Source organism: Rhizobium sp. 05L429, from assembly GCF_056397645.1.
Genome location: NZ_JBFTNV010000036.1, coordinates 38,672 through 65,317 on the forward strand (window position 1 = coordinate 38,672; position 26,646 = coordinate 65,317).

The 26,646-nt window shown below is 58.8% G+C and carries 25 protein-coding genes; 15 read left to right on the forward strand and 10 right to left on the reverse strand.

Translation table 11 applies throughout. From position 1 onward, the window contains the following. Positions 1–59: 59 nt before the first annotated feature. From AC1DNW_RS29035 to AC1DNW_RS29045, 3 genes are all read right to left on the reverse strand, one after another. A complete protein-coding gene (locus AC1DNW_RS29035) occupies positions 60–266 on the reverse strand; it encodes a hypothetical protein (RefSeq protein WP_477855192.1) in 207 nt (68 codons plus the stop codon). A 205-nt stretch (positions 267–471) separates the two neighbouring features. Beyond that, a complete protein-coding gene (locus AC1DNW_RS29040; protein WP_477855193.1) occupies positions 472–1,263 on the reverse strand; it encodes a hypothetical protein in 792 nt (263 codons plus the stop codon). A 226-nt stretch (positions 1,264–1,489) separates the two neighbouring features. Then, positions 1,490–1,681: a hypothetical protein gene (locus AC1DNW_RS29045; protein WP_477855194.1), complete on the reverse strand. Its 192-nt coding sequence runs from the start codon at positions 1,679–1,681 to the stop codon at positions 1,490–1,492. Between the two features lie 106 nt (positions 1,682–1,787). Here AC1DNW_RS29045 and AC1DNW_RS29050 point away from each other — a divergent pair, with 106 nt between their 5' ends. Together AC1DNW_RS29050 and AC1DNW_RS29055 are read left to right on the forward strand one after the other, a co-directional pair. Continuing rightward, a complete protein-coding gene (locus AC1DNW_RS29050; RefSeq protein ID WP_477855220.1) occupies positions 1,788–2,363 on the forward strand; it encodes a type II toxin-antitoxin system VapC family toxin in 576 nt (191 codons plus the stop codon). A 100-nt stretch (positions 2,364–2,463) separates the two neighbouring features. After that, on the forward strand, positions 2,464–4,635 hold the full coding sequence (locus AC1DNW_RS29055) for a DNA cytosine methyltransferase (protein ID WP_477855195.1): 2,172 nt from the start codon (positions 2,464–2,466) through the stop codon (positions 4,633–4,635). Here AC1DNW_RS29055 and AC1DNW_RS29060 read toward each other — a convergent pair. Beyond that, positions 4,599–5,405, reverse strand: coding sequence for a hypothetical protein (locus tag AC1DNW_RS29060; RefSeq protein WP_477855196.1), 807 nt, complete (start codon positions 5,403–5,405; stop codon positions 4,599–4,601). The two genes, AC1DNW_RS29055 and AC1DNW_RS29060, sit on opposite strands and share 37 nt — an antisense overlap. 130 nt (positions 5,406–5,535) lie before the next feature. After that, on the reverse strand, positions 5,536–5,706 hold the full coding sequence (locus AC1DNW_RS29065; protein ID WP_477855197.1) for a hypothetical protein: 171 nt from the start codon (positions 5,704–5,706) through the stop codon (positions 5,536–5,538). Between the two features lie 218 nt (positions 5,707–5,924). On the opposite strand from AC1DNW_RS29065, the gene AC1DNW_RS29070 reads away from it, so the two are divergent. Continuing rightward, complete coding sequence (locus AC1DNW_RS29070) at positions 5,925–6,272, forward strand: hypothetical protein (RefSeq protein ID WP_477855198.1); 348 nt, start codon at positions 5,925–5,927, stop codon at positions 6,270–6,272. Positions 6,273–6,456: 184 nt separating this feature from the next. Here the strand turns inward: AC1DNW_RS29070 and AC1DNW_RS29075 are convergent, their stop codons facing one another. After that, positions 6,457–6,690, reverse strand: coding sequence for a hypothetical protein (locus AC1DNW_RS29075; protein WP_477855199.1), 234 nt, complete (start codon positions 6,688–6,690; stop codon positions 6,457–6,459). Between AC1DNW_RS29075 and AC1DNW_RS29080 the strand changes: the two genes are divergently transcribed. From AC1DNW_RS29080 to AC1DNW_RS29100, 5 genes are all read left to right on the forward strand, one after another. Then, positions 6,683–7,540: a hypothetical protein gene (locus AC1DNW_RS29080; RefSeq protein WP_477855200.1), complete on the forward strand. Its 858-nt coding sequence runs from the start codon at positions 6,683–6,685 to the stop codon at positions 7,538–7,540. The genes AC1DNW_RS29075 and AC1DNW_RS29080 overlap by 8 nt on opposite strands. Then, positions 7,537–9,834 carry a transposase family protein gene (locus AC1DNW_RS29085; RefSeq protein ID WP_477855201.1) on the forward strand — a complete coding sequence of 766 codons (2,298 nt, stop codon included), beginning with the start codon at positions 7,537–7,539 and terminating at the stop codon, positions 9,832–9,834. The genes AC1DNW_RS29080 and AC1DNW_RS29085 overlap by 4 nt, the downstream gene beginning before the upstream one ends. A gap of 9 nt (positions 9,835–9,843) precedes the next feature. After that, on the forward strand, positions 9,844–10,914 hold the full coding sequence (locus AC1DNW_RS29090; RefSeq protein WP_477855202.1) for an ATP-binding protein: 1,071 nt from the start codon (positions 9,844–9,846) through the stop codon (positions 10,912–10,914). After that, a complete protein-coding gene (locus tag AC1DNW_RS29095; protein ID WP_477855203.1) occupies positions 10,911–12,575 on the forward strand; it encodes a TniQ family protein in 1,665 nt (554 codons plus the stop codon). The genes AC1DNW_RS29090 and AC1DNW_RS29095 overlap by 4 nt, the downstream gene beginning before the upstream one ends. A gap of 205 nt (positions 12,576–12,780) precedes the next feature. After that, positions 12,781–13,917, forward strand: coding sequence for an ROK family transcriptional regulator (locus AC1DNW_RS29100; RefSeq protein WP_477855221.1), 1,137 nt, complete (start codon positions 12,781–12,783; stop codon positions 13,915–13,917). A 16-nt stretch (positions 13,918–13,933) separates the two neighbouring features. Here the strand turns inward: AC1DNW_RS29100 and AC1DNW_RS29105 are convergent, their stop codons facing one another. Further along, positions 13,934–14,980, reverse strand: coding sequence for a Gfo/Idh/MocA family protein (locus tag AC1DNW_RS29105; protein WP_113299503.1), 1,047 nt, complete (start codon positions 14,978–14,980; stop codon positions 13,934–13,936). Between the two features lie 277 nt (positions 14,981–15,257). On the opposite strand from AC1DNW_RS29105, the gene AC1DNW_RS29110 reads away from it, so the two are divergent. The 6 genes from AC1DNW_RS29110 to AC1DNW_RS29135 all read left to right on the forward strand — a co-directional run bounded on the left by AC1DNW_RS29110 (position 15,258) and on the right by AC1DNW_RS29135 (position 21,642). Next, positions 15,258–16,556: an extracellular solute-binding protein gene (locus AC1DNW_RS29110; protein WP_477855204.1), complete on the forward strand. Its 1,299-nt coding sequence runs from the start codon at positions 15,258–15,260 to the stop codon at positions 16,554–16,556. A 68-nt stretch (positions 16,557–16,624) separates the two neighbouring features. Continuing rightward, the gene (locus AC1DNW_RS29115; RefSeq protein WP_113299501.1) at positions 16,625–17,554 is read left to right on the forward strand and encodes a carbohydrate ABC transporter permease; all 930 of its coding nucleotides are present in this window, start codon (positions 16,625–16,627) and stop codon (positions 17,552–17,554) included. Continuing rightward, positions 17,551–18,393, forward strand: a complete 843-nt coding sequence (locus AC1DNW_RS29120) for a carbohydrate ABC transporter permease (protein WP_113312068.1) — start codon at positions 17,551–17,553, stop codon at positions 18,391–18,393. The genes AC1DNW_RS29115 and AC1DNW_RS29120 overlap by 4 nt, the downstream gene beginning before the upstream one ends. 41 nt (positions 18,394–18,434) lie before the next feature. Continuing rightward, entirely contained in the window at positions 18,435–19,673 is a 1,239-nt protein-coding gene (locus AC1DNW_RS29125) for an ROK family transcriptional regulator (protein ID WP_113312069.1), read from the forward strand. A gap of 31 nt (positions 19,674–19,704) precedes the next feature. After that, the gene (locus tag AC1DNW_RS29130; protein WP_477855205.1) at positions 19,705–20,559 is read left to right on the forward strand and encodes a sugar phosphate isomerase/epimerase family protein; all 855 of its coding nucleotides are present in this window, start codon (positions 19,705–19,707) and stop codon (positions 20,557–20,559) included. Positions 20,560–20,580: 21 nt separating this feature from the next. Beyond that, positions 20,581–21,642 (forward strand): ABC transporter ATP-binding protein, encoded by a 1,062-nt coding sequence (locus AC1DNW_RS29135; RefSeq protein ID WP_477855206.1) that lies wholly within the window; start codon positions 20,581–20,583, stop codon positions 21,640–21,642. Between the two features lie 43 nt (positions 21,643–21,685). Here AC1DNW_RS29135 and AC1DNW_RS29140 read toward each other — a convergent pair whose 3' ends face one another. Next, positions 21,686–22,609 carry a LysR family transcriptional regulator gene (locus tag AC1DNW_RS29140; protein ID WP_477855207.1) on the reverse strand — a complete coding sequence of 308 codons (924 nt, stop codon included), beginning with the start codon at positions 22,607–22,609 and terminating at the stop codon, positions 21,686–21,688. Positions 22,610–22,671: 62 nt separating this feature from the next. On the opposite strand from AC1DNW_RS29140, the gene lysA reads away from it, so the two are divergent. Then, positions 22,672–24,015, forward strand: a complete 1,344-nt coding sequence (gene lysA, locus AC1DNW_RS29145) for a diaminopimelate decarboxylase (protein ID WP_477855208.1) — start codon at positions 22,672–22,674, stop codon at positions 24,013–24,015. Between the two features lie 65 nt (positions 24,016–24,080). Here lysA and AC1DNW_RS29150 read toward each other — a convergent pair whose 3' ends face one another. Together AC1DNW_RS29150 and AC1DNW_RS29155 are read right to left on the reverse strand one after the other, a co-directional pair. Then, the gene (locus AC1DNW_RS29150; RefSeq protein WP_477855209.1) at positions 24,081–24,413 is read right to left on the reverse strand and encodes a hypothetical protein; all 333 of its coding nucleotides are present in this window, start codon (positions 24,411–24,413) and stop codon (positions 24,081–24,083) included. Between the two features lie 204 nt (positions 24,414–24,617). Then, positions 24,618–26,633 (reverse strand): aldo/keto reductase, encoded by a 2,016-nt coding sequence (locus tag AC1DNW_RS29155; protein ID WP_477855210.1) that lies wholly within the window; start codon positions 26,631–26,633, stop codon positions 24,618–24,620. Between the last annotated feature and the right edge of the window lie 13 nt (positions 26,634–26,646).

Here is a 26,646-nt window from a genome sequence, read left to right on the forward strand (position 1 = left end):
TGATTAGTAAGGGCCGCTGTAGTTTTTGAAAGAGGCGTGCTGCGTCTTCTGGCCGCTGACTATGGTTCCGAATTGTCGTTGAAAGGCAGCCCGCGGCTCCGCCATTCGTCGCGAAGGATGTCTTCGAGATCTTCGACCGAGAACTCGTCGAAGTTCGCCCAGAGTTGGACTGCGAGCGCCTTCAAGTCGAACGTCGTTTCCGGGGCCGCTTCCGCGACGGCGGCAAGACGGTGGACTTCGTCGCGGAGGTCGTCGTTTTGAGCCATGTGAAATCTCCCAGGGAAACAATGGATCACCACCATACAAGTCTGCAGAGACGCGAACGGTTCCGGACATCGGCACCTGGCCCGTCATCGCCTGGAAAGTCGAGCGGGCACGAGCGCAATGCAAATAGAAAAGGCGGGGGCGAAATCGCACCGACCTTGCTCATCGTGGCATGTTCGCGTGCCAGTACATTCGTTTCGACGCCCCTCAAAGAGGTTGTAAAATGTGATTGTTTCTGCATTCCGGACGAGGGTCTGCGGGTTTGCACGGCTTCGGACGCGGCGGAAGTGGTTGCGAGAAGTCGTGGGCAACGAACTTCACCGTGATCGTATTTCCGGTCGTAGCCTTCAGTTCACCTCCAGCAGTCAACCCCAGACTCGACAGGCCGACGTTCACCTCACCACCCGCATCCTTCGTGACGGTAATACCCATCTGGTACGTATTGCCGTCGGATTCAGCCCGCCGGATCCTAAGGCAGATGTCGCTCGCATCGTCGCCACTCTGGATCGCAGCGGACCAGAGATTGATCATCGCCCGCGCCAAGGGCGCGGAATCAAGCATCTTCTTCTCGAACGGATATGGATAGGGACTAGGCACGACGTCTTCGGATATCGCGAAGCTTTGGGTGTCTGCGACATCTCTGGAGGCGCCGACCTTCCCTCCTGTGGTGTTGGGTGCACCAGAAGGAACAGGCGATAGACTGATCCCGACGCTCTGGCTTCCCACTGACGTGGAAACCAGTTCCATTTTAACCGACGAGATATCGAACCCGATCATTCCGTTGCCGCAGACCTTCGACTTGGACTCAGCCACGATCCGCTTATATCCATACTCGGACGCTTGATAGGCGGTGTAGACACTGATCTGCCGCTTTACTTCAGAAATCACTTTGTAAATATCGGACTGCGGTATCGCATTAAGTTTGCCGAAAGACTCCCCCGCACATCCGACGCAAAGTGCCACTGATACCACGGTAGCCACAGTGAAAATCCATTTCATCGCAACCACTCCCCTCTGATGAAAAAGAAGCGGGAAGCAATAATAGGTTGCATTCCATTTTGCGCAACTGGATCTGCCGCGACATTTATTCAAAGATAGTTGTCAGTGAGATACGATGGCGACGATTACTTGCTGACCGACGCTAAAAGCGAAAAAAGACGACGCGCAGAACTCTTAGGACGCGATTTCTATTCCGGAGGATACATAAATGCGAGCGACCCAGTCCTCAGAGTTCGTCGCCTTCTTCAAGAGTTCCAGGAAGCATCGCCCATTCCTTAACGGAACGCTTGGAACCGCGTTCAAACTGAAGGATGAAGTGCCCGTCCTTGTCCTCGACGATTTGTGGGGTGTTTTTCGCGGCGTCGAAAATAGCATTAGGATCCGCATCCACTTGTTGCCGGGTCCACAAGTTATTCATGGTTCCGTATTCCTCGTCGCCAACCTGCGGGCGAATTAATCTTTTGACGCCGGTATCAATCTACTGTTTTCTTCTCACGAGGGCAAATCCATCTTTCGAGTATCGGATGCCAATCCAGAGCGAAGTCACTAAGGACGTTGCGCGACGGCTGCTGCTCCTGGACACAAGTGTCCTGAGCGAGAGGGCGAAAATAAAACCTCTCCCAGGTCTCCGGCGGTGGCTGTCCGATGTCTCGGAGGTCGCGCATATATGCGTTTGCTTCCCCGTGCTTATAGAGATAAAGCGCGGTCTTCTTATGGCCACGGATGCCGCTACTGCAGCGCGCGTTCGCAAGGCGATAGAAGACGTAGAGCAGTCCGACTTCCTCTACCTCGCCCTCGGACGAAATACGGAAGACATATTTGCGGCCATGATGGCAACGCCGGCGTTGAAACAGTTCTGGGTTCCGGACCCTAAGGCGAAACATCAACGCGTCAGCCACGACCTGCTCATTGCCGCCATGGCAATCACCTACGACAGTCCAATCATCACTGCGGACGCCGACTTCACGGAAATACACAAGCATTTCGAACTGCCCGGCGTCTACAATCCGCGGAAGGAAAAGTGGCTGATCGAGCCGAAGGAGTCGATCGAGCTGCCGCTGCGGCGCCCTGAGCGTCGCGCCAGGGGATCGACCGTCTAATTCGCTCCCGAGATCAGCAATTGCAAATTTCCTTTACCTTTTCTCTAGGCACATCCTCAACCCACTGCTGCTAGCGATATGCCACGCAGGAGGAAGGTCCATGACCGACGAGATAGCTGAGCAGAGGTCGCTCGTCGTCGCCGCGAGCGACATGAAAAAGATCGCCACGGGGATTGCTGCTCTCTATGTGAAGGCCTCGGAACTTGTCGGCGCGATGAAGCCGCTTGCCGATCGTTCGCTCGTGGAGTCGATCCTGGTGTCGAGAGGCGGGGTGAGCGCGGAAGACGCCAGCACCCTTTACGAACTGGATCGAATTCTTGAAGGCAATCGCGATGTACTTCATCGAAAGCCTCTTTCCATTGCTGCGATCAAGGCATTTGTCGATGCACCAGAAGACGTTCGGGAGCAGGTGTTCGGGTTGCTCTCGAAGGGGCAGATAGTCGAGGTCGAGGACATCGCAAAGATAGCCGACCACAACGACCGCGAAGCGACAAGTGAATGGGAGAGGCAGGAACGCGTTCGCGCGACTTATCTTCAATCCTTGATTGGCAGGCAGGCCTCATTCGCAATATCGAGCATTGAAGAGAGGTGCGACGCCCTCGTAAGGTTGATCGACGAGTTCGTCTTCGACTACGTCCCGTATCGTGAGGACGGCGACGAGATGTCCATCGACAAAGCCGGATACTTCGACTCCCACAAGCAGATCTCAGCCCAGGCTGGTGACCTGCTCATCGAGATTGACCGATGGTTTCCCCATGGCGAATCCTTCGGAAATTCTCATGAAGAACACGAACGGGCGTTCCTGGAGGCTCGCCGCGCCCTCGGACGTTTCGCCACGGGAAGGTTTGCCCACAACGGAGGATTCGCTCTGGACCAGGGAAAGGCCGACGTCCATTCCTACGAAATCGTCTCCGCGCTCACCTATCTCATTCCTGCAAAGAGTGCGCGTGACTCAGCCGACATAACCCGCCCGACAGCAGCTCCCCCGCTCAAAGTCCTGGAGCTATGCGCAGGAGCTGGGGGAATGGCCATCGGATTGATGGCGGCAGGATTCGAACACGCCGCCCTTTATGAAAAGAGCGGAGTCCGCGTCGACACCTTGAAGCGCAACTGGCCGGATTGGCAGGTTTTCGAACAGGATCTCGCAAGGATTCCCGACGAGGTCTGGAGATCCTACGAAGGCGTCGACCTTGTAGCCGGCGGGCCGCCCTGCAAGGCGTTCTCCCAGACCGGACTCAAGGAGGGCGCGACCTCGAGGCACAATCTGTTCCCCGAAGCAGTGCGGGCCGTTCGGCTTGCAAAACCCAGAGCTTTCGTTTTTGAGAATGTGTTGGGGCTCGCGCACGAACCGAACGCCGAGTTMCTCGCCAAACTCCGCCAAGAATTCAAAGGGCTTGGATACAGAGCGCGAGAACATGTTCTCGACGGTGCCAGTTTCGGATTGCCGCAGTCGCGGAAGCGCATCTTCATCGTCGGGCTCCGCGACGACGTGCCGAGCCTGTTCCAGATTCCCAAGCCCTCGCCGCCCGTCGAACGTTTCGTTGCCGAGGTACTTGGACCGGCCATGATCAGGTACGAGACCCCAGAGCATTTGAAGAACGAGGTGACCGAGAACTCGCGCCAGTGGACGTATGACCGCTGGGCGGAGAAATGGCGCGAATCCCATGCGAAGAGCCGAATCCCCACGGTCACCACCTTCAAGGAAGAGAAGCGCAGCAAGCGCAAGGACCCATGGCATCTCGCAGGATTCGACTTTTCGGAGGTCGTCGTCGATCCTCCGACGATCGATGACATCGAGTCCATAGATTGGAAGCCCAAGATCACGATCGAGGCGCTCGCCCTATCGCAAGGATTCCCAGCCGGCTGGCAATTTCTCGCCAAAAAGACTGGACAGATCGCCATGATCGGCGACGCCCTCCCCCCGGTCATGGCGATGGCTGTCGGATTCGCAATCCGATCCGCCCTGACGGGGGAAGGATTCGACCTTCACGACGCCCTCGTTACGCCCCTTATCGTCCAGGCCCGGATCGGAAGGAAGAGACGCCCGCTTCGCGACGTTCCCGAAGATTACCGGGCCGCTTCACGAGTTGCAGACGGCGAGCGGATCGAAACCGTCGAACCAAACCCCAAACGTCGCAAGCGCTTGGTGGCGCTCGCTGAACTGATTGTCGCATCGCGCCAAGCAGAAGCAGAAGGGGAGCCAGGCTACACTCCGAGCAATCGCATGTTGGCCGATCACATCCGCGCGCGCCAGAAATTTCGGTCGGCATAGAATTCGTCAGCAAGCTCGCGGGCCACGGCATTGAGATAGTGAAAGTTATGCTGCCCGAATGTCTCCGTTAGCTCTCCGTCGATCACGAGGTGGGCCTCGGTCGAGTGATGCCGGTACTCGATCCTGATTTCGCGGTCGTCCTTGCCCTTGAAGGCGAGTGTCTCGACAGGAACCTCATCTTCCAGTTCCCTCTCGATCCGGACTTTGGGAAACCAGTCGGTCACCGTGGCGTATGCGTCCGCTACGTGCGAGCTCGCGAGGTGCATTGGCCCGCCCACTTTGTAGGGGACTGGGGCCTCATATTCCAACACGAAGGCAATCCAGTCGAACATGCGCTGTCCGTCGTGCCGGATTTCGAGTTTCCGCTCGTCGGTCTTGTCTATCGCAATCCAGCCAGTGTCGCCCACATCCCTGCGGCGGTAGTCGAGGACATGCAGGTGAGCATGCTTCCAAGACGCCTCTTCGAATCCTGTCGTCGCCTGATTGTCGAAAACGATCGCGACCGGGGAGAAGTTGCCGGTCGACTTCAATGGCAAGAATTCGACGACCACAGAGTCATCGATTTTGCGTACGCGGGGGCGAACGCCTAGTTCTTTGAGAAGCGGCCCGAACTGCGCCCTGATCTCGTTCATCCGGCCGTTGATGTATAATGCCATAAAAGCCTCCGTTACTATGTACGGAAGGATTATCTGTGTCGCCGCAAGCAACAACGGAGAGAACATACGTAATTGTTGACAAATGTCGAGATTATGAAGAAAGAACATTGTCACTGTGCACTTCGCTACGCGCTAGGCGCCGGCGTCCACGCGTACGCGTGATGTGACGCCACCTTCACGAGCGGCGTCAATACTTGATGCTTCAAATAAATCTGTGGACTTTTTCCAAGCTGAGGTTAACCTTTCAGCCGATTTCATGCGACGGATGGAGAAACCCATGCTCCTGCGAATAGGTCACCGAATAGGCTAAAGCCCGGTCGCGCCAGCATACGCGCAGATGAAATCCGTCGGCATTTGTCCCAGCCCTTGTGCTGCTCTCAAACCGGCCAAAACCTTCCGCGTAAACTTTTTTCATTTGGGATCCTGCGGATCCCTTCCACTTCGGCTATAGAATGCAAAAACCGGAGCCGCACATGAACAACCGCATCCGCATCTAGCCAACCCTATGATCCCGCAGAGATTTCAAGCGCACCGTCCATAGATGGCGCGACCGGAAATCTGTGTTCTGATTTCAATTCTCACACGACGGCGTCGCCGTCGTGATCGATCACTCGTGCCTGGAGGGCAACAAAAATGGACGACATCTTCATCAGCTTCGCCAAGAAGCATCCCGGTTTCGGTGTGTGGGCCATGGGCCTGACGAACGACCCGATCACCCTCGCTTTTCAGTTCGCGGTCATCGATCGCTGGCGGCCCGAACGGGACGTCGACGTCTTGTATGCGCGGCTTCATGATGAAGCCGAATTGTATGCGGCTCTGAATGGCGTCCAGCGCATGCCGATGCCGCAGCGGGATGAGTTCGCGGAAACGGTGAAGCTCTACTTGCCAATGATTTTCAACGTCCCCTGGCGGCGGATCCGCAACCTTCCTCTGCCCAAGGATCCCGGCGTGGAACAGGTTCGCATCAAGCGGTCAAGGTGACAACATGGCCGCAGGAATGATCGTCCAGCGTCGATCGCGGACACGAAACAGCAAGGCTTAGAGCCCCCGCTTCAGTCGTCGCCTCTCGCCATGAAGGCGAGGCGGCTCCCCAACAGGATGGCCCTCAGACGCGTCGCGAGCGCGGATGGCGAAGCCATGCCGATTTCAGGAGAACAAGATGAAATTACGCCACCCCTCCCCGACGAGAGCCGAAATCTCGTCCCTCGTCCGCGGCCTCGCCGCCCTCGCCAAGGAAAGCGGCAGAGATCCCGCAACCGTCGCTGACGAAGGCAGGTCCTTCGCGTGCGATCTCGTAGCAAAGTATGTTTCGGGCAATCATGGCATCCTGTTGGTCGCCATCGACGCCTCGCGACGAATTCGTCGAATTCGGATCCGAGGAGGCGATCGTCATGTCCATGGCTGAAGTCGTTCGTTTCGCGCGGGAACTCGAGTGTGGTTGGGACAGGACACAGCTCCCGATCGCTACGCAACCCCACTTCCTCAAACCCGACAAGTCGCCGTTCAGGAGGAGGCTGTATCCGGGCATCGACCCGTCAACGCTCGCCGAGGACGAGATCGAGGGTTGGATGGGGTACGCCCCGATGGGCTCCTCCGTCGCCACGGTGAAGCCGGCCAGAAACTCGAAGCGCCATTTCCGCGGATATCGGCCGGATCCCATCCGCAATCGGGCGATCGCGTACAATTCCCTCCTCGAGCGCAATTGGGCGCGCTGCCTTTGTGCGAACAGGAGGGTCGTCAGTATCGAGGAGCAGCCCGCCGCCATCGTATACGAGCTTCCCGGCGCCGGCAGCCACAGGCTCGATTTCCTGGCGACCTATGACGACGGTTATCGCATTGCCCATCTCGTCAAACCGTTGAAGTTCGTCAAGAAGACGAGGCTCTGGGACGTCGCGCGCGCGCTCATGGCCGGCCCCCTGCGGGAGATCGCGGACGAGCCGGTGATCGTCACCGAACTGGAAGCGAGCGATGCGCGCGCTTGGAACGCGAAGATGGTGCTGCGCCACTTGCGGTCCAGAAACGAGTTCGACGATCGCCGGACACGGCAGGTTGCCAGCCAGTTCGCTGGCGTCTTCTCGCTCATGGACCTGCTCCGTTTCTTCAACGACAGAGCGGCGGCGCGGGCCGCGGTCTGGCGGTTGATCTACGAAGGCAGCTTAGAGATTGCATTCGACGACCAAAGGCTGGCCGATAGCGGCTATCTGAAAACTACGCCGATCCTCTTGCAGAAGCTGGAGGAGCTTCCATGAGTCTCGGGAAGTTGCCCCGCGCCAAGGAGGTCGAAAAACTTCCGATCAGATTCCACCCCCTGAGCAAGCTCGTTCTCGACGGGCAGGAATGGCGCTGCGTGGAGTTCAGGAAGGACGGCGTGATCGTCCAACTTCAGGACGGCTCCGGAGTTGAAACCTTGTGGCGTCACTCGTTAGTCCGCGAAATGCTCTCTCGACCAGAGTCTCCGCTCGTGGAATACAAAAAATTCTACGCGAGGGACCAGGTCCGGCGGCGTGCGACCGGCCTGGAGCTGCTACGGACCTGCACAGCCATCGAGCGCGTGCACGCAATGAGACGCTTCGAGTTCGTCAGCCGTTTCCTGAGGATGCAATTTAAGAACCGGGAAGAATGCAGGGCGGCGATTGCTGCAGGACGCGAACCGCCCCAGCGCCTGACCCAGGACGACGAAGTCTTCCAACGGGCTATCGATTTGATTGCTTTCCAGCTCTACGAGGAACGCAGTGAGAAGACATTGACCTGGAAAGGAGAACCACGACCCAAAGGAGGACATAAGGCAAAATTAAAGCCGCAGACGGAAACAAAGATAGAATTTTTCTCACCAAGCAGCCGTAGCGTGTCCACCTGGATCAAGCGTTATCGCGAAGCGGGAAACAGCATCGTCGGGCTTATCGACAAGTACGACCACTCGTCACGCAGCAAACTGCCTGAAGAGATCGAGGCGCTCGTCGAAGAACATATATCCAAATGGGAGCGTCAGAAACCCCGCGGAAGCCGAAGGACCCAGTGGGAACTGATGGTTGCGCCGTTTGGCGATAACCCTCCGATCTCCTACGTTGCCTTCTGCTCGCGTATCCGGAAGCTACCGGCTTTCCGTCATGACATTCGCGAATTCGGCGAGGAAGCGCTCAACGAGTGGAAGCCTGGTCGTGGCGGCTTCGATGTCATCCTGCCATTCGAACTTCTTCAGATGGACGAATGGACGATGCATCTGGCGACGCTGCTGAAGTTGTCGTCGGCAAAGGTGACTCTCACCCGACAGCAGCAGCGGGCGCTCAAAAAGATCCGCCTGACGGTGGTCGCCGTGATTGACGTTGCCAGCCGAGCCATCGTCGCCATGAAGGTCTTCAAGGAAAAACCCTCGACGAAGGCGGTCATTTCCACTCTTGCCATGGTGCTTCAGGACAAGACGGAGATGGCGGTCGCCCTCGGTTGCGAGACCCCGTGGGATATTTTCGGCTTGTTMGACGAGATCACGACCGACAATGGGTCGTGGTATCACACCGAGGCCTTCCACCAGTTCGTAATGGATTTGGGCGCCGAGCTGACATGGGGACCTACTGAACACCCTGAGGCGAGACCGAACATCGAGGGCCTCTTCAAGGCCACGTCGAAGGGCGCCTTCGACTCCTTCTCCGGACAGACGTTTTCGTCGATCGAGGAGAAGGGCGACTATGACCCGTTCACGGACGCCAGCGTCCTATATGACAAAGCCATCGAATGCCTGTTCCGATGGGCCTTGGACATCTATCACCGACGCCCCCACCAGGGTGCGGGGATGTTCACCGCGGCGCCTCGCGACGAGTATTATAGGCTATGCCAAGAACACGGCGTCACCGCATGGCCTACTGGCGAACTCGCGCACGTGCTGGGAATTCATACCGAGCGCTTGATGCGCGGAAAGGGTCTCCGGTTCCTTGGGATCTATTACTCCTGCAAGCCGCTTCATCACGCGTGGAGAAACCGCACCAAGGAAGAGAAGAACGAGAAGTTCCTGTTCCGGATCGACGCTGGCAATCTTGCATCGGCATCTGTGCTCGTCGGCGACGCGTGGTATCCCCTGAAGGCCGACGTCGACGGCCTGGAAGGCTTTTCACTCCTCAACTGGGTCGCCCTCATCGAAAAGCTCGAACTCTACAATGCGCAGAACTCTAGCGTGAACCGCGAGGTCCGATTGCGGACCATGGAATACCTGCGGGAACAGGGCGAGCTCCAGCGGCTGGACGCAGGTCTCGGCCACTCGCTCTTCATGGAAGACCGCATCGAGCGTCTCGAAGCCCGCATGGACCGCGACTTCGAATTCAATTCAACAACGCCGATGGAAGTTCTCCTGGCCGACCGCTGGGTGCCAAACAGCAGGTTCCTCGAGCTGTCGGGCATCACCGCGGTCGAGTTCAGGAACCCGCCCGGAACCGACGAGAACCGCAAAGCGCAGCCGCCTCGCGAGCAAGCTCCAAAGCAGCCGCAGCCGGCCACGTCCGCCGAAACGACTAGATTCCGGCCTGCAGCCATCGACGACCGATTCAACAAGTAGGTGAGTACAATGACAGACGAATACAGACGCGAGCTTCAGGATCATATTCGTGCTTCGATGGACCCGCACCGCCTCAGGGTCGCGGACCGGATGGCCGAGATCAACGGCAGATATATCGGGCTGACCCGCGACGCTCATCTGGCGGCCGCCCTGGATGGACTGATAGCCAGCATGTCCACCCCGGAGCCCGATCAACAGGACAAACGGCGGATCGTGGCCGTGGTCGGCGAATCCGACGCGGGCAAGACGACGGCTTTGAAGCGGCACACTGCCGAAATACGCGCCCTGCAGTCTTTCGATTCTGGCGGGATCACGTTCAACCCTTTCCTGCAGATGCTGGCGCCATCTCCGTCCTCGCTCGACCTCATCGGAGGAGAGATGATGCGAGGCGTCGGGTACCCTGTGCGTCGAGACGCGAAACCAAAGGGAGCCTGGCAACAGGCGCGTGAGATGCTGCCCCGTCATAGGGTCGGATGCATCTGGATCGACGAAGCGCAGGACGCGGTCGAGACGGCAACTATCCCGGAGGCGAAAGTTATCGGAAATGCCTGGAAGAATCTGGTTCAAATGCCGGACTGGCCCGTGCGGCTGATCGTGAGTGGGGTTCAGCCACTCCGGACCTTCCTCGAACGCCCGCAACTCAAATCTCGCGTGACGATCGTGCATTTCGACCAGATCGATCCCGTCCTGAACGGCGACACGATCKACACCGCCATGGAGATGATCATTGAGGACCACGCCGGGCTTCGCCGCAGCGCGGAACTTAAGGCGGGCGCGGAGCACTATGACGATTTTCGGCTTCGMCTTTCGCACGGGTCCGACAAGGAGTTCGGATCTGTCGTGAAAACGATCCGCAGCGTTGTGGAGCTCGCACTTCTGGATCGTACGGACGTCGTAACGAAGGACCATTTCGTGCGGGCGTATGATGTTCACGCAGGCAAGCCACCGCACGAGAACGTGTTCACGGCGCCAAACTGGGCGGAGCTTGTCATCAAATCGTACGACGTCAACGCCACGGTCCCCACATGGGCGCGCGTAGGTGCCAAGAAAACGCAGCGCAAGTACGGAGAGCGCCCTTGAGCCTTCTCCATCTTACCGTTCCCGCGTATGAAAACGAGATTCTCGGCAGCCTCTGCTCGCGGACCGCGGCTACGAACGGCATCGAGAGCGCTCATCTCTTCGCAAAAGACATGGCGTTTAGTTTTGTGAGGTTCCGAGGAGGAATGGAGCCGGACCTCACGCGGTTCGCGGACCTTACAGGAATTCTGCACGACACCCTCTCCACGATGCCCAGAGTCCATGACGGTGCACTGAAGTGGAGAGGTCATGTTTTGAGAAAGCAGGACGTGGTCAACACTGTCAGGTTCTGCCCCGAGTGCATTCAAGAAGCCGCAAGCGGCCGACACCCCGAGTTCAAGCAGTATCAGAGGGCCGAATGGGCAATCCGGGCCGTCGCTTGTTGTGAAGTCCATGGACGACGACTGGTGAGCATCGCCCGTAAGGTCGAAAGCCACCGTCGCTTCGATCTTTGCGCAGCGCTGCGAGAATGGCCCGATTTGTGGATGTCGCGTTGTGTTCCTGCTGATCGGCGCAAGGATGTCCTGGGAGAAAAGATCATCGCGCGTCTTTACGGACAACACCCAAGCCCGGAATGGGTGGATACCCTTTCGCTCAACGCCGTCCTCTGGATGAGCGAAGCTATCGGAACGACGCTTCGTCACGGCAGCGGTGCGAGGTATCACCTCTTGAACGACGAGGAAAGCGAGGCAGCGCGCGAGGAAGGTTTTCTGCTTCTGAGCGAAGGAAGGACCKCGGTCGTCGAGCATGTGGAGAGGTTAATCTMGGTTTTCCCAAGCAGGAAACAGAACAGGGAGGCCGCGCTGTTTGGTCAATTGTATCAGACCGCTCGCAGGACTTACTATGATCCCGAATTAGACCCGCTTCGGGAGATTCTGCGAGAGGTTGGGAACGAGACCCTCCCGTTTGACCGAAATCGATTGATCGCAATGCGCGCCAAACCGATTGAAACGGAATTGAACCGCGACCAGTTCGACACATTGTCGCTGGGCGGAGCGGCGGACTTTCTCGATATGCCTTTGGCCCATCTGCAGGCGTTGGTTAAGTTGGGGAGGATTGCACCCGCTGCATGCGATGGCTCCAGCCGACGGAAGACGACGTTTAAGCAGGAGCATCTGCGCGGACTTCTAAAATTGCTGAAAGAGCACGCGGGACACGAGGTCAATAAGAGCACAAGGGTTACTTTGGAGACAGCCGTCCACCTGGCAAAATGCTCTCCCGAACAAGCACTGAGATTGCTCATGGAGCGACGGCTGAAGACCGCTCAGGTCATTCGATCGAGGCCGGGATACTCCGCGATCCGGTTGCGTGCCTCGGAACTCTCAGCACTCACAAACATGCCTGCCGACGGCGCGCTCCCCTTCGAGGAAGTCAAACATCGATTGGGTATCAGTCTCAAGGACGCGAAGGCGTTGTCAGTAAAAGGACATCTTCCCACAGAGATGCGCGAGACGGCGTCGTTCGGCCAATGGCAAAAAGTTGTCCCTGTGTCGGCCTTCGAAAAGTTTTGCCGCAAGTACGTATCGCTCGATGAACTCGCAAGATTGGACAAGGGTCCCAGGTCAAAGGGGCTCGTTCTTCGCCGCCTTCGCGCGAAGGGCGTTGAGCCGGTCTTCCCCCCCGGTGAAATTTCGAAACGCTTCTTTTTGCGGTCTGCGATCTGACCAAGATGCAGCAGAATTTGTGCCGGGATTGCCCGGCATTTTTTTTGATCTAAGCGCTGGGGAAAAACGATGCCTTACATTGGGAATTCGATTCCATTATCGATTATACAAAATCAATAGCTTGTGTGCCTGGCTGGGAAGAACGATCCATTATTTCCCATTTAGCTGTGATACAGAAGCATTCAGGTGCTTAGGGAAGACGGTTATGCGGTATCTTCGATCCGGGCCGCGGCGACGTCAGACAGAAGAAACGGCCGTTTCGCGGAGAAAAACAATTGGTCTGCGATCAGGGGAAATCGCCGACAGAAATATCCGCGTCATTCTGGAGGCGATCCGCCGGCACGGTCCGTTGACCCGTATGGAACTCGGCCAGCATTCCGGCCTCACCGGGCCAGGAATTACCAACATTCTGCGCCGCCTAAGTGATGGAGGATTGGTGACGTCGCACCGTCGCAATGGCGCCGGCAATAGCGCAACCGCTACCGAATTCGCCCTGCGGCCGGATGGTGCGTTTTCGATCGGTGTCAGGGTTCGCCGTAACCGGGGCGAAGCCGTCCTTATAGATCTCAGTGGCCAAGTTCATGATCGCGAATACTTTCCCCTCACCTCAACGACGAGAGTCCCCTCAATCCTTTCCGCCACCCAAGCCATCATCGGCAGACATGCGGGCCTGCCGATTATCGGCTTGGGGATCGGGGCAAACGACTGGAGCGCAGAGGAAAGCGATGAGCTCGACGCAGCATCGACGCTTGCCCGTAGCCATGTGGAGAACGAGTGCACTGCAAGCCTGCTAGCCGAGCGCACCATCGGCGCTCCTGCCCCCGAAGGCGGACTGGCAATGATCATCATCGACGATGATGTCCAGGCCGGCTTCCTCGTTCGCGGCATTCCTTATTCAGGCATGCATGGACGCGCGGGCAGTATCGGCGAGATGCTGACCGGCCCCGACAATGTCCGCCTGAACACCGTAGTCGGCTTCGCTGCCCTGCGTGCGCTGGTCAGCGATGACGAATTCGAGCGCCTTATTGCGGGTGAGGAACCCTCGTCCCCTCAGTTGACGCAGTGGATCCGCGATGCCGCAAGCCACCTGCTCGACCCGATTATAGCGATGGCCGGCTTCATTGCTCCCGGCGTCATCATGATTGGCAGCGATCTGCCACGAAGCGTTATCGAGGCACTGATCCACCAGCTCTCCGTCGAACGCCGCGACACATCCAAACGGCCCTTCCTGACGCCTTGGATTTCGCCGATGAAGCCGGCAAGCTTCAGCGGCGGCGGCGTGGCGCTGGGGGCGGCATTATTGCCTTTCCTCCACGCCTTGCTGCCTCCGATTTCCGCCTGACGTCCGGTTTGTCGGATCAGGCAAGTGCCTCGTCCGTGTGGCTGATATCCGAAGCTAGCGCCTTGTCGAGCACCTTCTGGATATTCGCCGCTCTACGGAACGAAGGTTCCTGGGTTCTACCCGACCGGACGGCCTGCACGAACCGCTGGTAATTTGTCTCCACCGGATCGAAGGGAATGTCGCGCCATGTTGCGGTGTGAACATCTTCGCCGAGGCAGGCGCGAAGCGTCGACTTTCCGGTATCGTAGATCATCTCGATCGAACCGGTCTCGCCATAGACCCTGAGACGCAACTGATCCATCTGACCAGCAGCGGTTCGGGTCGCCTGGATGGTGCCGATTGCACCGGTCGTGAAGTCGACGTTCATGGTAAAACTGTCATTCGCATCGAGATCATATTCGCCGATCCTGTCGTCCGGCGCCTTGTTGAAGGTTTTCAGCCGCGCGAAGACGTGGGCGACGTCGAGACCCGAACCGTAGGACGCGAAATCTACAATATGGATGCCGATATCGCCGAGCGCGCCGTTCGACCCGTGCTTCTTGCTGAGGCGCCACAGCCATTTGCTCTCGCTCTTCCAGTCGCCCCAATGGCGCCCGACAAGCCAGCTCTGCAGATGCGATGCCTCGACATGCCTGACCTCGCCGATCTCACCGGCAAGCACCATCTGCCGGCCCGTCTGCAAGGCGGGCGAATTGCGATAGGTGAAGTTGACCATGCCGACCTTGCCGGCTTTCTCGATGGCATCGGTCATTTCCATCGCCTTGATGGCGTCGGTCGCTAGCGGTTTTTCGCAAAACACATGCTTGCCCGCCGCAATCGCTTGAAGCGTTGTCGGGTGGTGGATGCGGTCGGGCGTGACGTTGGCAACGGCATCGAACTCGCCCCAGGCAAGGGCCTCCTCCAGAGTGCTGAAATGGTTGGAAATGCCGTGTTCCGAACAAAAGGCCGCCAGCCGCTCGGGCACGACATCGACGCCGCCCACGACGCTGACGCCGTCGATCGCCTTGAAATTTGCAGCGTGCTGGTTGGCCATTCCACCAGTGCCGAGAATGAGTAAGCGCATCTTCTCCTCCATAGATATCGGGGTCAGCCACCTCACGTAGCCGAGACAAAACCTTGCCTGCGCCATCGCGGACGGCCGCAACGGCTCGGAGTTCTCTGATGTGGAAATGCGGCTGYGGTCCGCTAACTGGTATTGAATGTCGCCGGCATCTTAATCCTCCCAAGCTGCGGCTTGACATCAAATCAAAGTAACTTAATCTAATTAATGCAGCATGGAAATGAGGAGAGGTCAACCGACCACCAGGCTGTATCCGTTTAAAATGGGGAGGAGACCCATCATGAAGAGAGCGTTCATCAGCGCATTAGCGCTGAGCACAATGTTATTTTCAGTGCCTACGGTATTTGCCCAGGAGCTCGCGATAAAGGACAGGATCGGCGCTGCCGATGCGCCGAAAACCCTGGTCGTCCGGCTCACGAACGACAGTCCCAACAACGCCGATCCGGCAATTGCCGACGGCTATCAGAAACTCTTCGTCGATTTCATCAAGAAGCATCCCGACTGGAAACTGCAAATGCAGTTCATGTCGGCCGACATTGGCACCGAACAGGCCAAGATGCTGGAGCAGGCCAAGGCCGGCAATGCTCCGGATTGCGCCGCAGTCGATTCCTTCGTGCTCTCGCAGTTCATGGTCAACCATGTGCTCGCCGACTTCACGCCTTACTTCTCCAAGGAAGAGGTCGCCGACCTGTTCCCCTTCATCCGCAGCGGCATTACCGACAAGGATCAGACGGTCCGTGCGTGGTGGTGGGATACCGACCTTCGCGTGCTCTACCGCAACAAATCCATCGTTGCCGATGCACCGCAGACCTGGGATGACCTGAAGAAGGCCGGGCTTTCCTCCGTCGAGCAGGGCATGGAAGGTATCCTCTTCAACGCCGGCCGCTACGAGGGGTCCACCTTCGACTGGCTGGCGAACTACTGGGCGCTCGGCGGCAAGCTCGTCGACGATTCCGGCAAGCCGGTCTTCGGTGAGGGCGAAAACAAGGAGAAATTCCTCAAAGCCCTGAACTACTACAAGGACCTCGTCGATTCCGGTGCAGCGCCGAAGCGCGTGACAACCATCGGCAACTATGACGACCTGAACGCCGCCGCGGCGGCCGGAACCACCGCGCTCTTCATCGGCGGCAACTGGCAATATGCCCAGCTGAAGGTCACGCTCGACGAGGAAGAGTTCAAGAACTGGACCTTCTCGCCGATCCCCGGCCCGACCGCCGATCAGCGCTCCACGGGTACCGGCGGATGGACGATCGCCTCGTTCAGCAAGGACAAGGACAAGGTGGAGATGTGCGCCAACCTTGCCCGCGAAGTCTATATGGGACCGGCAAACGCGCTGCAGCAGCAGCTGCCGACGCGCAAGTCGCTCTTCGACAAATATGATGTCTTCGCGACCGAAGCCAACAAGACTTTTGCCGGGGCTCTCGTCAACGGTCAGGCCCGTCCAGGCGCCCCGATCTATCCGGAAATCTCCAACCAGATCCAGATCATGATGGGCGACGTGCTCTCCGGGACCAAGAAGCCGGATGAGGCTCTGGACGCCGCGTTCAACGCGACGATGGAGGCTTACAAGCGTCTCTAACGATTGAGATCGCGGCGACGCCCGTGACGGGCGTCGCCGGTCGTGTCAAACCCGGACAGAGAAGCCCAATGAGCCCCATTGCCATCGAGGTTGCCAGCCCGCCTCACAGCAGATCGTTCATGCGCCGTTTTGCCGGGGCACCATTGCCCTGGATCATGCCCGTGATCATCGTCATCGGCATCTTCTATCTCTACCCTGTCATCGACGTGTTCCGTCTGTCGTTCACCAACGCAACGCTGATCGGTGACAATCCGGTCTATACGCTTGGCACGATTACGAACGCGCTGACTTCGCCACAGCTGCCCGACATCATGTGGGCAACCCTGATCTTCGTCGGCGGCAGCGTCATCGGCCAGCAGATACTGGGTCTTGCCGTTGCCGTCGTCGTCATCAGAGGCGAAAAGCGCGGCCTGTTCGGCACGACCATCCTGCGCACCACCGCACTCATCGCCTGGGTCGTGCCAGGCATTGCGGGCGGCATCATCTGGCAGATGCTGTTTTCCGAAGCCCCCTATGGCGCGCTGAACAGCATCTTGCGGCTCATGCACCTGCCTGTTGTCGCGTGGCTTTCCGATCCCGCGATCGCCCCATGGTCGGCGCTGATCTCAAATATCTGGCGCGGCACGGCCTTCTCGATGGTCGTCATGTACGCCGCCCTCAAAGCGATCGACCCCTCGCTCTATGAAGCGGCCGATGTCGACGGCGCAACGGGCTCACAACAATTCCTCTTCATCACCCTTCCCCAGTTGCGCGCGGCCATGCTCGTCAACATGATCCTCATAACCATCATGACGCTCAACACCTTCGACGCGATCATCACGCTGACGGGCGGCGGACCCGGGCGCGCCACCGAGGTCATCTCGCTCTATGTGTTCAATATTGTCTTCCGCAATTACGACCTTTCCGGCGGGAGTGTGCTTTCCGTACTGATGCTGATAATCAGCCTCGGACTTGCCTTTGTTTACGCATCGTTCCTGCCGAAGGAGGAAGAGCAATGAGCAGGCGCACCGGCACACGCTTCGGCGACTTCCTGAGCTACCTCTTCATGCTGGCGATGTTCGTCTTCTTCGCCGGTCCCCTCTCCTATCTCCTGTCGATGGCCTTGCGTGACAGACGCGAAATCTATCGCGGCGTAGCGCGCTACATCCCGCACAATCCGACCATCGACAATTTCGTTACCGTCCTCAACAACAGCTACTTCCCGATCTATCTGTGGAACGGCCTGAAGCTCGCAGCCTTCAGCGGTTTCGGCGTCCTGATCGTCGCCTTGCCCGCAGCTTACGCATTTTCCCGCTTCCAATTCAGGGGCAAGGGCCTGTCGATGATGGGGCTTCTTCTGTTCCAGATGATCTCACCGTTGGTCATCATGGTGCCGCTCTACCGCTACATGAACCGTCTCGGCCTGCTCGACACGCATTTTGCGGTCACGATGGTCTACATCGCTCTCGGCGTACCGCTCGCGACGTGGCTGTTGAAAAGCACAGTAGACAGCATTCCGCGCAGTCTCGACGAGGCGGCAATGATCGACGGATGCAACCGGTTTTCGGTGTTTTGGCGGATCGTCTTGCCACTTTCGGCGCCTGGCATCGCTTCCGTCTTCATCATCACCGTAATTGCGGGGTGGTCGCAATTCCTCGTGCCTTTTCTTCTGCTCACGCAAAACAATCTGATGCCGATCGGCGTCGGGATCTTTAACTTCCGTGGCATGCAGACCGACTCGTCCATCCAGCTGCTCGCGGCCGCCTGCCTGATCTCCGTCGTGCCGGCGATCGTGGCGTTCCTGTCGCTCCAGCGGCTGATCCTCGGCGCCATGACCAGCGGCGCGGTGAAGGGGTAAGACCGGTTTGCGTATCCGTGGCTGACAGAGGATTTCGACCCATGAACCAAACGACCGGCGCCAGGCTGTCTCCCGACCTGACGGGGGCCAATGTCGAGGACGCGGGCGAGCACAACAGAGCCGTCGTGCTGCGTTGCATCCATCGGCAGGCACCAATTTCGCGCGCCGAGATCGCCCGACAGACCGGTTTTACGAAACCGGCGATCGCCCGGATCGTTGATCGCCTGCTCGACGAGGGCCTGATCATCGAAGCCCGCCGTCGGCATGGACTACGGGGCCAACCGGCAATCGAGCTCGAGATCAATCCCGACGCCTTCTTCGCGATCGGCATCAACATCGATCGCGATCACCTGACGATTGTCGCCGTCGATGCCGTCGGCAACGTACGCGCCCGCGTGCACCACGAAAAACGCTATGTGCGCCCGGCCGAATTCATGCAACTAACGGCTGACGCGATATCGCATTTCCAGCGAAGCCGCCTGATCGACGACGCGCATCTGGCCGGCATCGGTCTTGCCATGCCGGACTGGCTCGGAGAGATCCCCTTCCTTGGCATGCCCGACGACTATTCGGAATGGATGGAATTCGACGTGCGCGCAGCACTCGAAAGCCTGACGCAGCATCCGGTCTTCATCGAAAATGAGACCAATGCCGCAGCGCTTGCAGAACTCGACTACGGCCTCGGGGCGGAAAGCCGCAGCTTCTTTTATATCGCCATCAATGCCTGCCTGGGCGGAGGCCTTGTGCTCGATGGCAACGGCCATCGTGGCGCCATGGCGCTGAGCGGCGAAATCGGCTGGCTGCCGATTGCCGATGATCGGGACAAGGAAGCGCCGAAAGTCGATCTTCTCGGCGAGATGGTGACGATGTTTTTCCTCTACAAGTTTCTTGGCGAGCACGGCGTCCATGCAAGCCTGCCTCAAGACCTCCTGGCACTTGATGCACGCGGCAAAGCTCTGGTGTCGACGTGGCTGAAGGAAATGAGCGCGCATCTTGCAGTTGCGGTCAAGCATATCGGCATGATCGTCGATCCCGACGCCATCATCATCGGCGGCCGACTGCCGATCCGCATGATCGACGAGTTGCTGCGTTACGTTCACGAACATCTGACGGCCGGAGACACCACGTTGCCCTCACTGCATCGTGCCTCGATCGGCGAGGATGCTTCGGCGCTCGGTGCGGCAGCGATGCCGATGGGGGCAGCCCTGATGCTRGCATCTGCCGACGCAGTRCAACGCACCCGTTCGCCCCTCAAATTCATGGATCGCCTGAACAATTGAAACAGCCGGCAAGGCCGCTCGGAGGATTTTGATGAGGATTGGTTTTTACACGTCGACATTCAACGACCGGCCGCTTGAGGAAGTGGTGGATTTCGCAGCTTCTGCCGGTTTCGATGCGATCGAAATCGATGTCGGCGGCCATATCAAGACGCCGGAGAGGGTGCGGGCCGCCGTGGCACTTGCTCGCGACCATAATCTCTTCGTCTCCTCGATCACCTATTTCGGCAACCAACTCGATGCGAACACCGGCAAGCGCGGCGAGCTTCGCGCCCGTACGGAGGAATTTGCCCAGGCGATCGGCGAAGCAGGCGTGCCGATCTTCGTGATCTTTCCCGGACGCGACGAGGATGTCGACGACGAAGCCAACTACGATGATTTTGCCGAATTCGCCAACGGGCTGATCGCCAGGACGACGTCAAGCGGTCTTGTCTTCGCGATCGAAAACTGGCCAGGCCCCAAGGACAACTTCATCGGAACCACGCCGAAGGGCTGGCAGGAGCTCTTCCAACGGATACCCGACCGACGCTTCGGTCTCGAATTCGATCCTTCACACCTCATCCGCATCGGCGTCGACCCCTATGCCGCGATGGACGCGGTCAAGGATCGCATCGCCATCCTCCACGCCAAGGATACTGCAATCGATGCGGCCGCACAGCAGGCAGTCGGCTATCACGGCAAAGGCTGGTGGCAATACAAACTGCCGGGCAAAGGCCTGCTCGACTGGCCACGCTTCCTGCGCCAGGCCCGGACCAACGGCTTCGACGGCAGCCTGTCGATCGAGCACGAGGACGCCGCCTACGGATGGCCGGGCAAGGATCTCGATGCACGAAAAGAGGGCGAACGCCTCGGCCTTGCCTACCTCAGAAACGTCTTGGACAAGCTTTGATAGCGACCTGGGAGGGAAAAAATGGCCCATGTTAGAGTGAACAATGCGCGCAAGGACTATGGTGCGTTCAAAGCCATCAAAGGCGTGTCGGTCGATATCCGCGACGGCGAGTTCGTCGTTCTCGTCGGCCCCTCGGGCTGCGGCAAATCCACCCTGCTCAGAATGATCGCTGGTTTGGAAGACATCAGTTCGGGCGAGATCCAGATCGGCAAACATATTGTCAACGAGCTGGCGCCAAAGGATCGCGATATCGCAATGGTGTTCCAGAACTATGCCCTTTATCCACATATGACGGTCGCCAAGAATATGGGCTTCTCGTTGCGGCTGAAGCGCATGCCAAAGACGGAAATCGATCAGCGTGTCGGCAATGCCGCAAAGATCCTCGGCCTGGAAGCGCTTCTCGAACGGTTTCCGAAGCAGTTATCGGGCGGCCAGCGCCAGCGTGTTGCCATGGGCCGCGCGATCGTTCGAGACCCTGCCGTCTTCCTTTTCGACGAACCTCTGTCGAACCTCGATGCCAAGCTTCGCGTCCAGATGCGATCCGAGATCAAGGAGCTGCATCAGCGCCTGAAAACGACGACGATCTATGTGACACACGATCAGATCGAGGCGATGACGATGGCGGACAAGATCGTCGTGATGAAGGACGGCGTGATCGAGCAGTCGGGCTCGCCGCTCGAACTCTACGACCGGCCGAACAACCTCTTCGTCGCCGGTTTCATCGGCTCTCCCGCCATGAACTTCATTAGGGGGAGCATGACGAACGATGGTTTCCGGACCGAAGACGGGCTCGTCCTGCCGAGCGAGCGACKCCCATCAGGCGCCGTCACCTACGGCATTCGCCCCGAGCACATCGCACTCGACCCCAACGGCATCGAGGTAACAACCGCCGTCGTCGAGCCCACAGGGTCCGAGACATTGGTGATTGCCCGTCTCGGCACGCAGACGATCAGCTGCGTCTTCCGGGAGCGGATCAGAGCAGCCCCCGGCGATATACTGCGGATCGCTCCACTCCACGATGCCGTCCACCTGTTTGACGAAGGCGAGCAACGCATCACCGCAGGCGAACCGGTGCTGAACTAATTGCAGCCGACAAAACATAGACAACAAGCCCTGATTTCGTCTGTCATCGAGGATTAGCGAGGGTGGCAAGCCGGGCTTCGATCTGTCTGGCTTGCCGGGCCAATTCGGCTCCGAAAACCTCGACCAGTTGCGACGGCGGCCGATGGATCGGCCTCACGATGTTGACGGAAAACGGGATCGAGAACGACAACCGGCGAAGATGAATGCCGTTGCCGGCATAATCCAGGGCCGTCAGAGGGTTGACGATGGCCAGGCCAATTCCCTCCCGCACCATGGAGCAGACGGATACTGCGCTATGGGTCTCGATGACCATGTGCCGCATGATGCCGGCGTTTCGAAAAGCCCGATCGATCTGTTGTCGGTAACTATCCGTCGCCGACAGGCTGACAAAGGATTGTCCTTCGAAATCGTCCGGTGAGAGAACAGCCTTTTCAAGAAGCGGGTGAGCGTCCGGCAGCACGCAGATCTCGTCGAGCGTCATGAGCGGGCTTACCGCCGTACCTTGAGGTGGATGGCCGACCTCCGTCAGGCCGAAGTCGTAGCGTTGTGCCGACAACCATTCCTCCAGCAGCGGCGACTCCTGCGGAACGATACTGATGCCCACGTTCGGGAACCGCTCGACAAAATGCCGGCAGGTCTGCGGCAAAAGCGATTGAGAAAAAACCGGCAGGCATAGGATGGAGAGCTGCCCCTGTTCGAACTGGCGCAGCGACGTCGCCGTGCTGATGATCCGGTCCAACCCGAAATAGGCGCGCTGCACTTCCTCGAACAATTGCAGAGCGTGCGCCGTCGGGCGAAGTCGGCCGCGCACACGCTCGAATAGCTGGATCTGGATAAGATACTCGAACCGCGCCAGCTCCCGACTGATCGTGGGTTGGGAGGTGGCCAACATGCCGGCCGCACCGGTGACGCTGCCGGTCGTCATGATAGCCCTGAAAACCTCGATATGCCGAAGGGTGACGGCCATGCAGACCTCATATCAGAATTGAATAGGATTTCCAAAAACTGATATTTTTCATATGCCCGCTTTTGTGGTCAACCCAGCAAGTGAAAACCGCATTGGCTGCGTGCGCGGCCCGCCATCTTTGGACAACCAGTGTCATGACCTTCATCTCTGCCGATCATCTCATCCCTCTCGCTCATGAGCATGGGACGCCCTTATGGGTGTACGACKCTCCGACGATCCGCAATCGGATAAGGCAGCTCGGCGGATTCGATGTGATCCGCTATGCACAGAAGGCGTGTTCCAACATGCACATCCTCTCCCTCATGCGTGAGGCGGGGGTGCATGTGGATTCTGTCTCCCTCGGCGAAATCGATCGCGCGGAGCGGGCCGGATTTTCCACCAGCGCGACCGCTGCTGGCGCCGCAGGCATCGTCTACACCGCCGATATTTTCGACCGCCCGACTTTGCGCCGCGTCGTCAACGACAAGGTCGAGGTGAATATCGGCTCCATCGACATGCTGCACCAGCTGGGGGAACTGTCGCCAGGTCACCGTGTCTGGCTTCGCGTGAACCCAGGCTTCGGCCACGGTCACAGCAACAAAACGAATACGGGAGGCGAAAACAGCAAGCACGGCATCTGGCATGCAGAGCTTACCCAAGCCGTCGAACTGGTTCGGCGATATCGGCTGAATCTCGTCGGGCTTCATCTGCATATCGGCTCCGGCGTCGACTACCGCCATCTCGAGCGGGTCTGCCATGCGATGACCGGCTTGCTAATCGATCTGGATCACGATTTCGAGGCGATCTCCGCCGGTGGCGGCCTATCGGCTCCCTATCGTCACGGGGACAAGGCGATCGATACCGCGCATTATTTCAGCTTGTGGGATAGCGTGCGCAAGCAGGCAGAAAGCAAGCTCGGCCATGCCGTACGCCTGGAGATCGAGCCGGGACGCTTCCTCGTGGCAGAAGCCGGTCTGTTGCTGGCCGAGGTCCGCGCCACCAAACAGGTTGGCCGAAATCACTTCACCCTCGTCGACGCAGGTTTCAATGACCTCATGCGCCCCGCCCTCTATGGCAGCTATCACGAAATCTCGGTTCTCCCGCACGATGGCCGAAGCCTCAGCCCATCCGAGCTACGTCCCACTGTCATAGCAGGCCCGCTCTGCGAATCGGGAGACGTATTCACGCAAGGGCCAGATGGTGTGGTCGAGACGCGGTCGCTCCCCCCTGCTCAGGTCGGCGATCTGCTCGTTTTCCATGGAGCTGGCGCCTACGGCGCCTCCATGTCGTCGAACTACAACAGCCGGCTTCACGCTGCCGAATATCTCCTGGACGGGGTAAACTCCCGGCTTATCCGTCGGCGCCAGACTATCGACGAGCTTTGCCAAATGGAATTGAGTGCGGGGCCTGCCGCGAAAGCGGCGTAAGCCCTGAAAACCCGGGAAGGATCATAAACGCCGAAGCCTTCGGCACCGGTACTGGAAGCCCATCGTCAGAGGTCGAGCACCAAATCGCCAGCGCTTTGATTGTGACCCTGACTGCTGATTTCGAGCTGCTTGGGGCCTGTTACCTCTTTGCGCTTCCTGGAACCCGTCTTCCTGCCTTTCGGAGGGAGCTCCCCTGACAATTCAAGGAGTTTTGCGGCAGGTCCCGCAGGTCCTGACATCGTCGTGGCAGCCTGCCCTTTCATCTTGTCGGGTTCGTTCTCAACGGCTGCGGTGGAAATGTCCGATAGCTCGATGTCGGATCGTGTGTTGGCGTTCGACTTTGCAATTTTGATTGCTGGGGCAGCGTCCTGCTGCATCTTCGGCGCGAAACGGATCATGAATGCTCATCTTCCCATTGGTTCGCTTTTTGTTCTCATTGAAAAGCGTACTTGTCAACTGGCTTCCTTCCGAACAGCCAGAAGTTCTCTCCTTCCCGAAGCTCCCTGACGAGAGCAGCACATTGTTACGGCGCGTGCCCAGACCAGCCGCCTCAGACGATCAACGTGTCTGGCATCATGCAAGGCTTCCAGATCTGTTTTCGATCAAGCCAGTTCGCCATTCTCGAGCCACCGCACCTCTCCTGGCGAAAGCCTGATGGCGGAGGCCGCCAGACTATGGCGAAGCTCCGCAAGGCTCGCCGGACCGATCAGGGGAACGACCGGCCAGGGCTGGTGCAGGACATAGGCGAGCGCGATCTGGATCGGATCCTTGCCGAGGCGACGACCAAGCTCCTCCGCCCGCCCCCTCTGCTGGAAATTCAGCTCGGAATACCAGGCACGGACCAGATCGTGATCCGAAAGTTTCTCCCGCCCCGCCCTGTTGGTGAAGAAGCCGCGCGCCTGACTGGACCAGGCAAAGTTGACCACCTGCCGCTCCCTCAGCCAGTTCTTCCAGGTAGCGTCCGACGAGGCGATGCATCCTGGCCAGACCGGATCGACCATTTCGGCGAGCGAAAAGTTGTTGGAAAGGACGCTGGGTCTCGTCTTGCCCGTGCGTTCGGCATAGTCGATCGCTTGATCCACGCGCTCGCGGGTCCAGTTCGATCCGCCGATCGGTCCACGGATGCGACCTGCCCTGACTTCCGCATCCATGGCGTCGACGAACTCGCCAACCGGTATGTCGGGATTGTCGCGATGCATGAAGTAGACATCGACATAGTCGGTCTGCATGCGTTCAAGGCTTACAGTCAGTTGCTTAGCGATGACGTCGGGATAGCAGAGCGGCGAATGTGCGCCCTTCTCGATGATCACCACATCGCTCCTGACGCCACGGCTGCGGACCCATTCGCCGATGAGCCGGTCCTGCGTCCCTCCCCCATACTGGAAGGCGGAGTCGATGAGATTGCCGCCGACTTCGAAGAATTCGTCAACGACAATCGCGGCGGCCGGGAAGGTTGAAAACAGCATCATGCCGAGTGCCAGCATCGAGCTTTCCTTCTCGATGCCGGGAATGTGGCCGCGCGGTACGATCACATCCTGGCGCCGGAGGATCTCGCCGGTCAGCGTCCTCGTCCGAACGGCGGGTGTCTCAAGGGCGTATTCCAGCCCGATGCCGGCGCGCCACTTGTCCATCACCTTGAGATTGCCAAGTGTGTCGAGGGCCGTCATGCCGGGGTAGGCAAATTCGCCCCGCCCAGCCTTGATCGCCTCTCCTGCCGCGTCGACCTCGAAGCTGTAGACATGACGGGGCTCTTCGACGGTGATGTCTTTCCGCTTTCCGGCGGCGTTAAACAGCCTGATGACGGCGGTGCCGCCCTGCTTGCCCGCGGCGAACCAGAAATGATCGATCTCGATCGAACCAGCCGTGCCGAAGATGCGAAGGACGTTGTCCTGCGCAAGTGACACCGAGCAGGCCACTTCGGCGACGATGCCATTCGGGAAGCGCAGGATGGCAGCGCTCCATTCGTCGACGCCCGTCGAACCGAGATGTCCGACGCCGAACACCTGGTCAGGCTCGATGAGGCCGTTCGGCTGGCCGATGCCGGCGATCAGGCGCACCATCGAAACCGGATATCCACCGACGTCGAGGATGCCGCCGCCGGCGAGATCGTTTGCAAACAGCCTGTGATCTTCTTCGAACGGTTTGGCAAAACCGAAGCTCGACTTGACCATGCGGACGTCGCCGATCGCCTTTTCCTTCAGAAGCTCGATCAGTCTCAGCGTCAGAGGATGCAGTCGGTACATGTAGGCTTCGCCAAGGAAGGTCCCGGCTGCACGTGCAGCGGTCTGCATGGCTTCGGCCTCGGCTGCCGAAAGGCCGATCGGCTTCTCGCACAACACATGCTTTCCGGCCCTCGTCGCCTTGATCGCCCATTCCGCGTGGGTCGGGTGCGGAGTCGAGATGTAGACGGCGTCGATCTCCTCGTCCGCCAGAAGAGCGTCGTAGCCGCGAAGGATCCGTGCACCCGGAAAGCGCTCGACCAGCTCCGGCCGATCCGGGTCGCGGGTGGCGATCGCATCCACGCGGCTCGTTCTTGATTGAGCAACGCCCGCAAAGAAGTCGCCCGCGATCCGGCCGGGGCCAAGGATGCCCCAGCGAATTCTATCCGTATCGGTCATATCGTTTTCCTAG

What these genes read in the sequence shown, in the direction of transcription:
- AC1DNW_RS29035 (WP_477855192.1), bottom strand. Translation starts at nt 266, where the DNA reads ATGGCTCAAAACGACGACCTCCGCGACGAAGTCCACCGTCTTGCCGCC.
- AC1DNW_RS29040 (WP_477855193.1), bottom strand. Translation starts at nt 1,263, where the DNA reads ATGAAATGGATTTTCACTGTGGCTACCGTGGTATCAGTGGCACTTTGC.
- AC1DNW_RS29045 (WP_477855194.1), bottom strand. Translation starts at nt 1,681, where the DNA reads ATGAATAACTTGTGGACCCGGCAACAAGTGGATGCGGATCCTAATGCT.
- AC1DNW_RS29050 (WP_477855220.1), top strand. Translation starts at nt 1,788, where the DNA reads ATGCCAATCCAGAGCGAAGTCACTAAGGACGTTGCGCGACGGCTGCTG.
- AC1DNW_RS29065 (WP_477855197.1), bottom strand. Translation starts at nt 5,706, where the DNA reads ATGAAAAAAGTTTACGCGGAAGGTTTTGGCCGGTTTGAGAGCAGCACA.
- AC1DNW_RS29070 (WP_477855198.1), top strand. Translation starts at nt 5,925, where the DNA reads ATGGACGACATCTTCATCAGCTTCGCCAAGAAGCATCCCGGTTTCGGT.
- AC1DNW_RS29080 (WP_477855200.1), top strand. Translation starts at nt 6,683, where the DNA reads ATGTCCATGGCTGAAGTCGTTCGTTTCGCGCGGGAACTCGAGTGTGGT.
- AC1DNW_RS29075 (WP_477855199.1), bottom strand. Translation starts at nt 6,690, where the DNA reads ATGGACATGACGATCGCCTCCTCGGATCCGAATTCGACGAATTCGTCG.
- AC1DNW_RS29100 (WP_477855221.1), top strand. Translation starts at nt 12,781, where the DNA reads ATGCGGTATCTTCGATCCGGGCCGCGGCGACGTCAGACAGAAGAAACG.
- AC1DNW_RS29105 (WP_113299503.1), bottom strand. Translation starts at nt 14,980, where the DNA reads ATGCGCTTACTCATTCTCGGCACTGGTGGAATGGCCAACCAGCACGCT.
- AC1DNW_RS29110 (WP_477855204.1), top strand. Translation starts at nt 15,258, where the DNA reads ATGAAGAGAGCGTTCATCAGCGCATTAGCGCTGAGCACAATGTTATTT.
- AC1DNW_RS29115 (WP_113299501.1), top strand. Translation starts at nt 16,625, where the DNA reads ATGAGCCCCATTGCCATCGAGGTTGCCAGCCCGCCTCACAGCAGATCG.
- AC1DNW_RS29120 (WP_113312068.1), top strand. Translation starts at nt 17,551, where the DNA reads ATGAGCAGGCGCACCGGCACACGCTTCGGCGACTTCCTGAGCTACCTC.
- AC1DNW_RS29130 (WP_477855205.1), top strand. Translation starts at nt 19,705, where the DNA reads ATGAGGATTGGTTTTTACACGTCGACATTCAACGACCGGCCGCTTGAG.
- AC1DNW_RS29140 (WP_477855207.1), bottom strand. Translation starts at nt 22,609, where the DNA reads ATGGCCGTCACCCTTCGGCATATCGAGGTTTTCAGGGCTATCATGACG.
- AC1DNW_RS29150 (WP_477855209.1), bottom strand. Translation starts at nt 24,413, where the DNA reads ATGATCCGTTTCGCGCCGAAGATGCAGCAGGACGCTGCCCCAGCAATC.
- AC1DNW_RS29155 (WP_477855210.1), bottom strand. Translation starts at nt 26,633, where the DNA reads ATGACCGATACGGATAGAATTCGCTGGGGCATCCTTGGCCCCGGCCGG.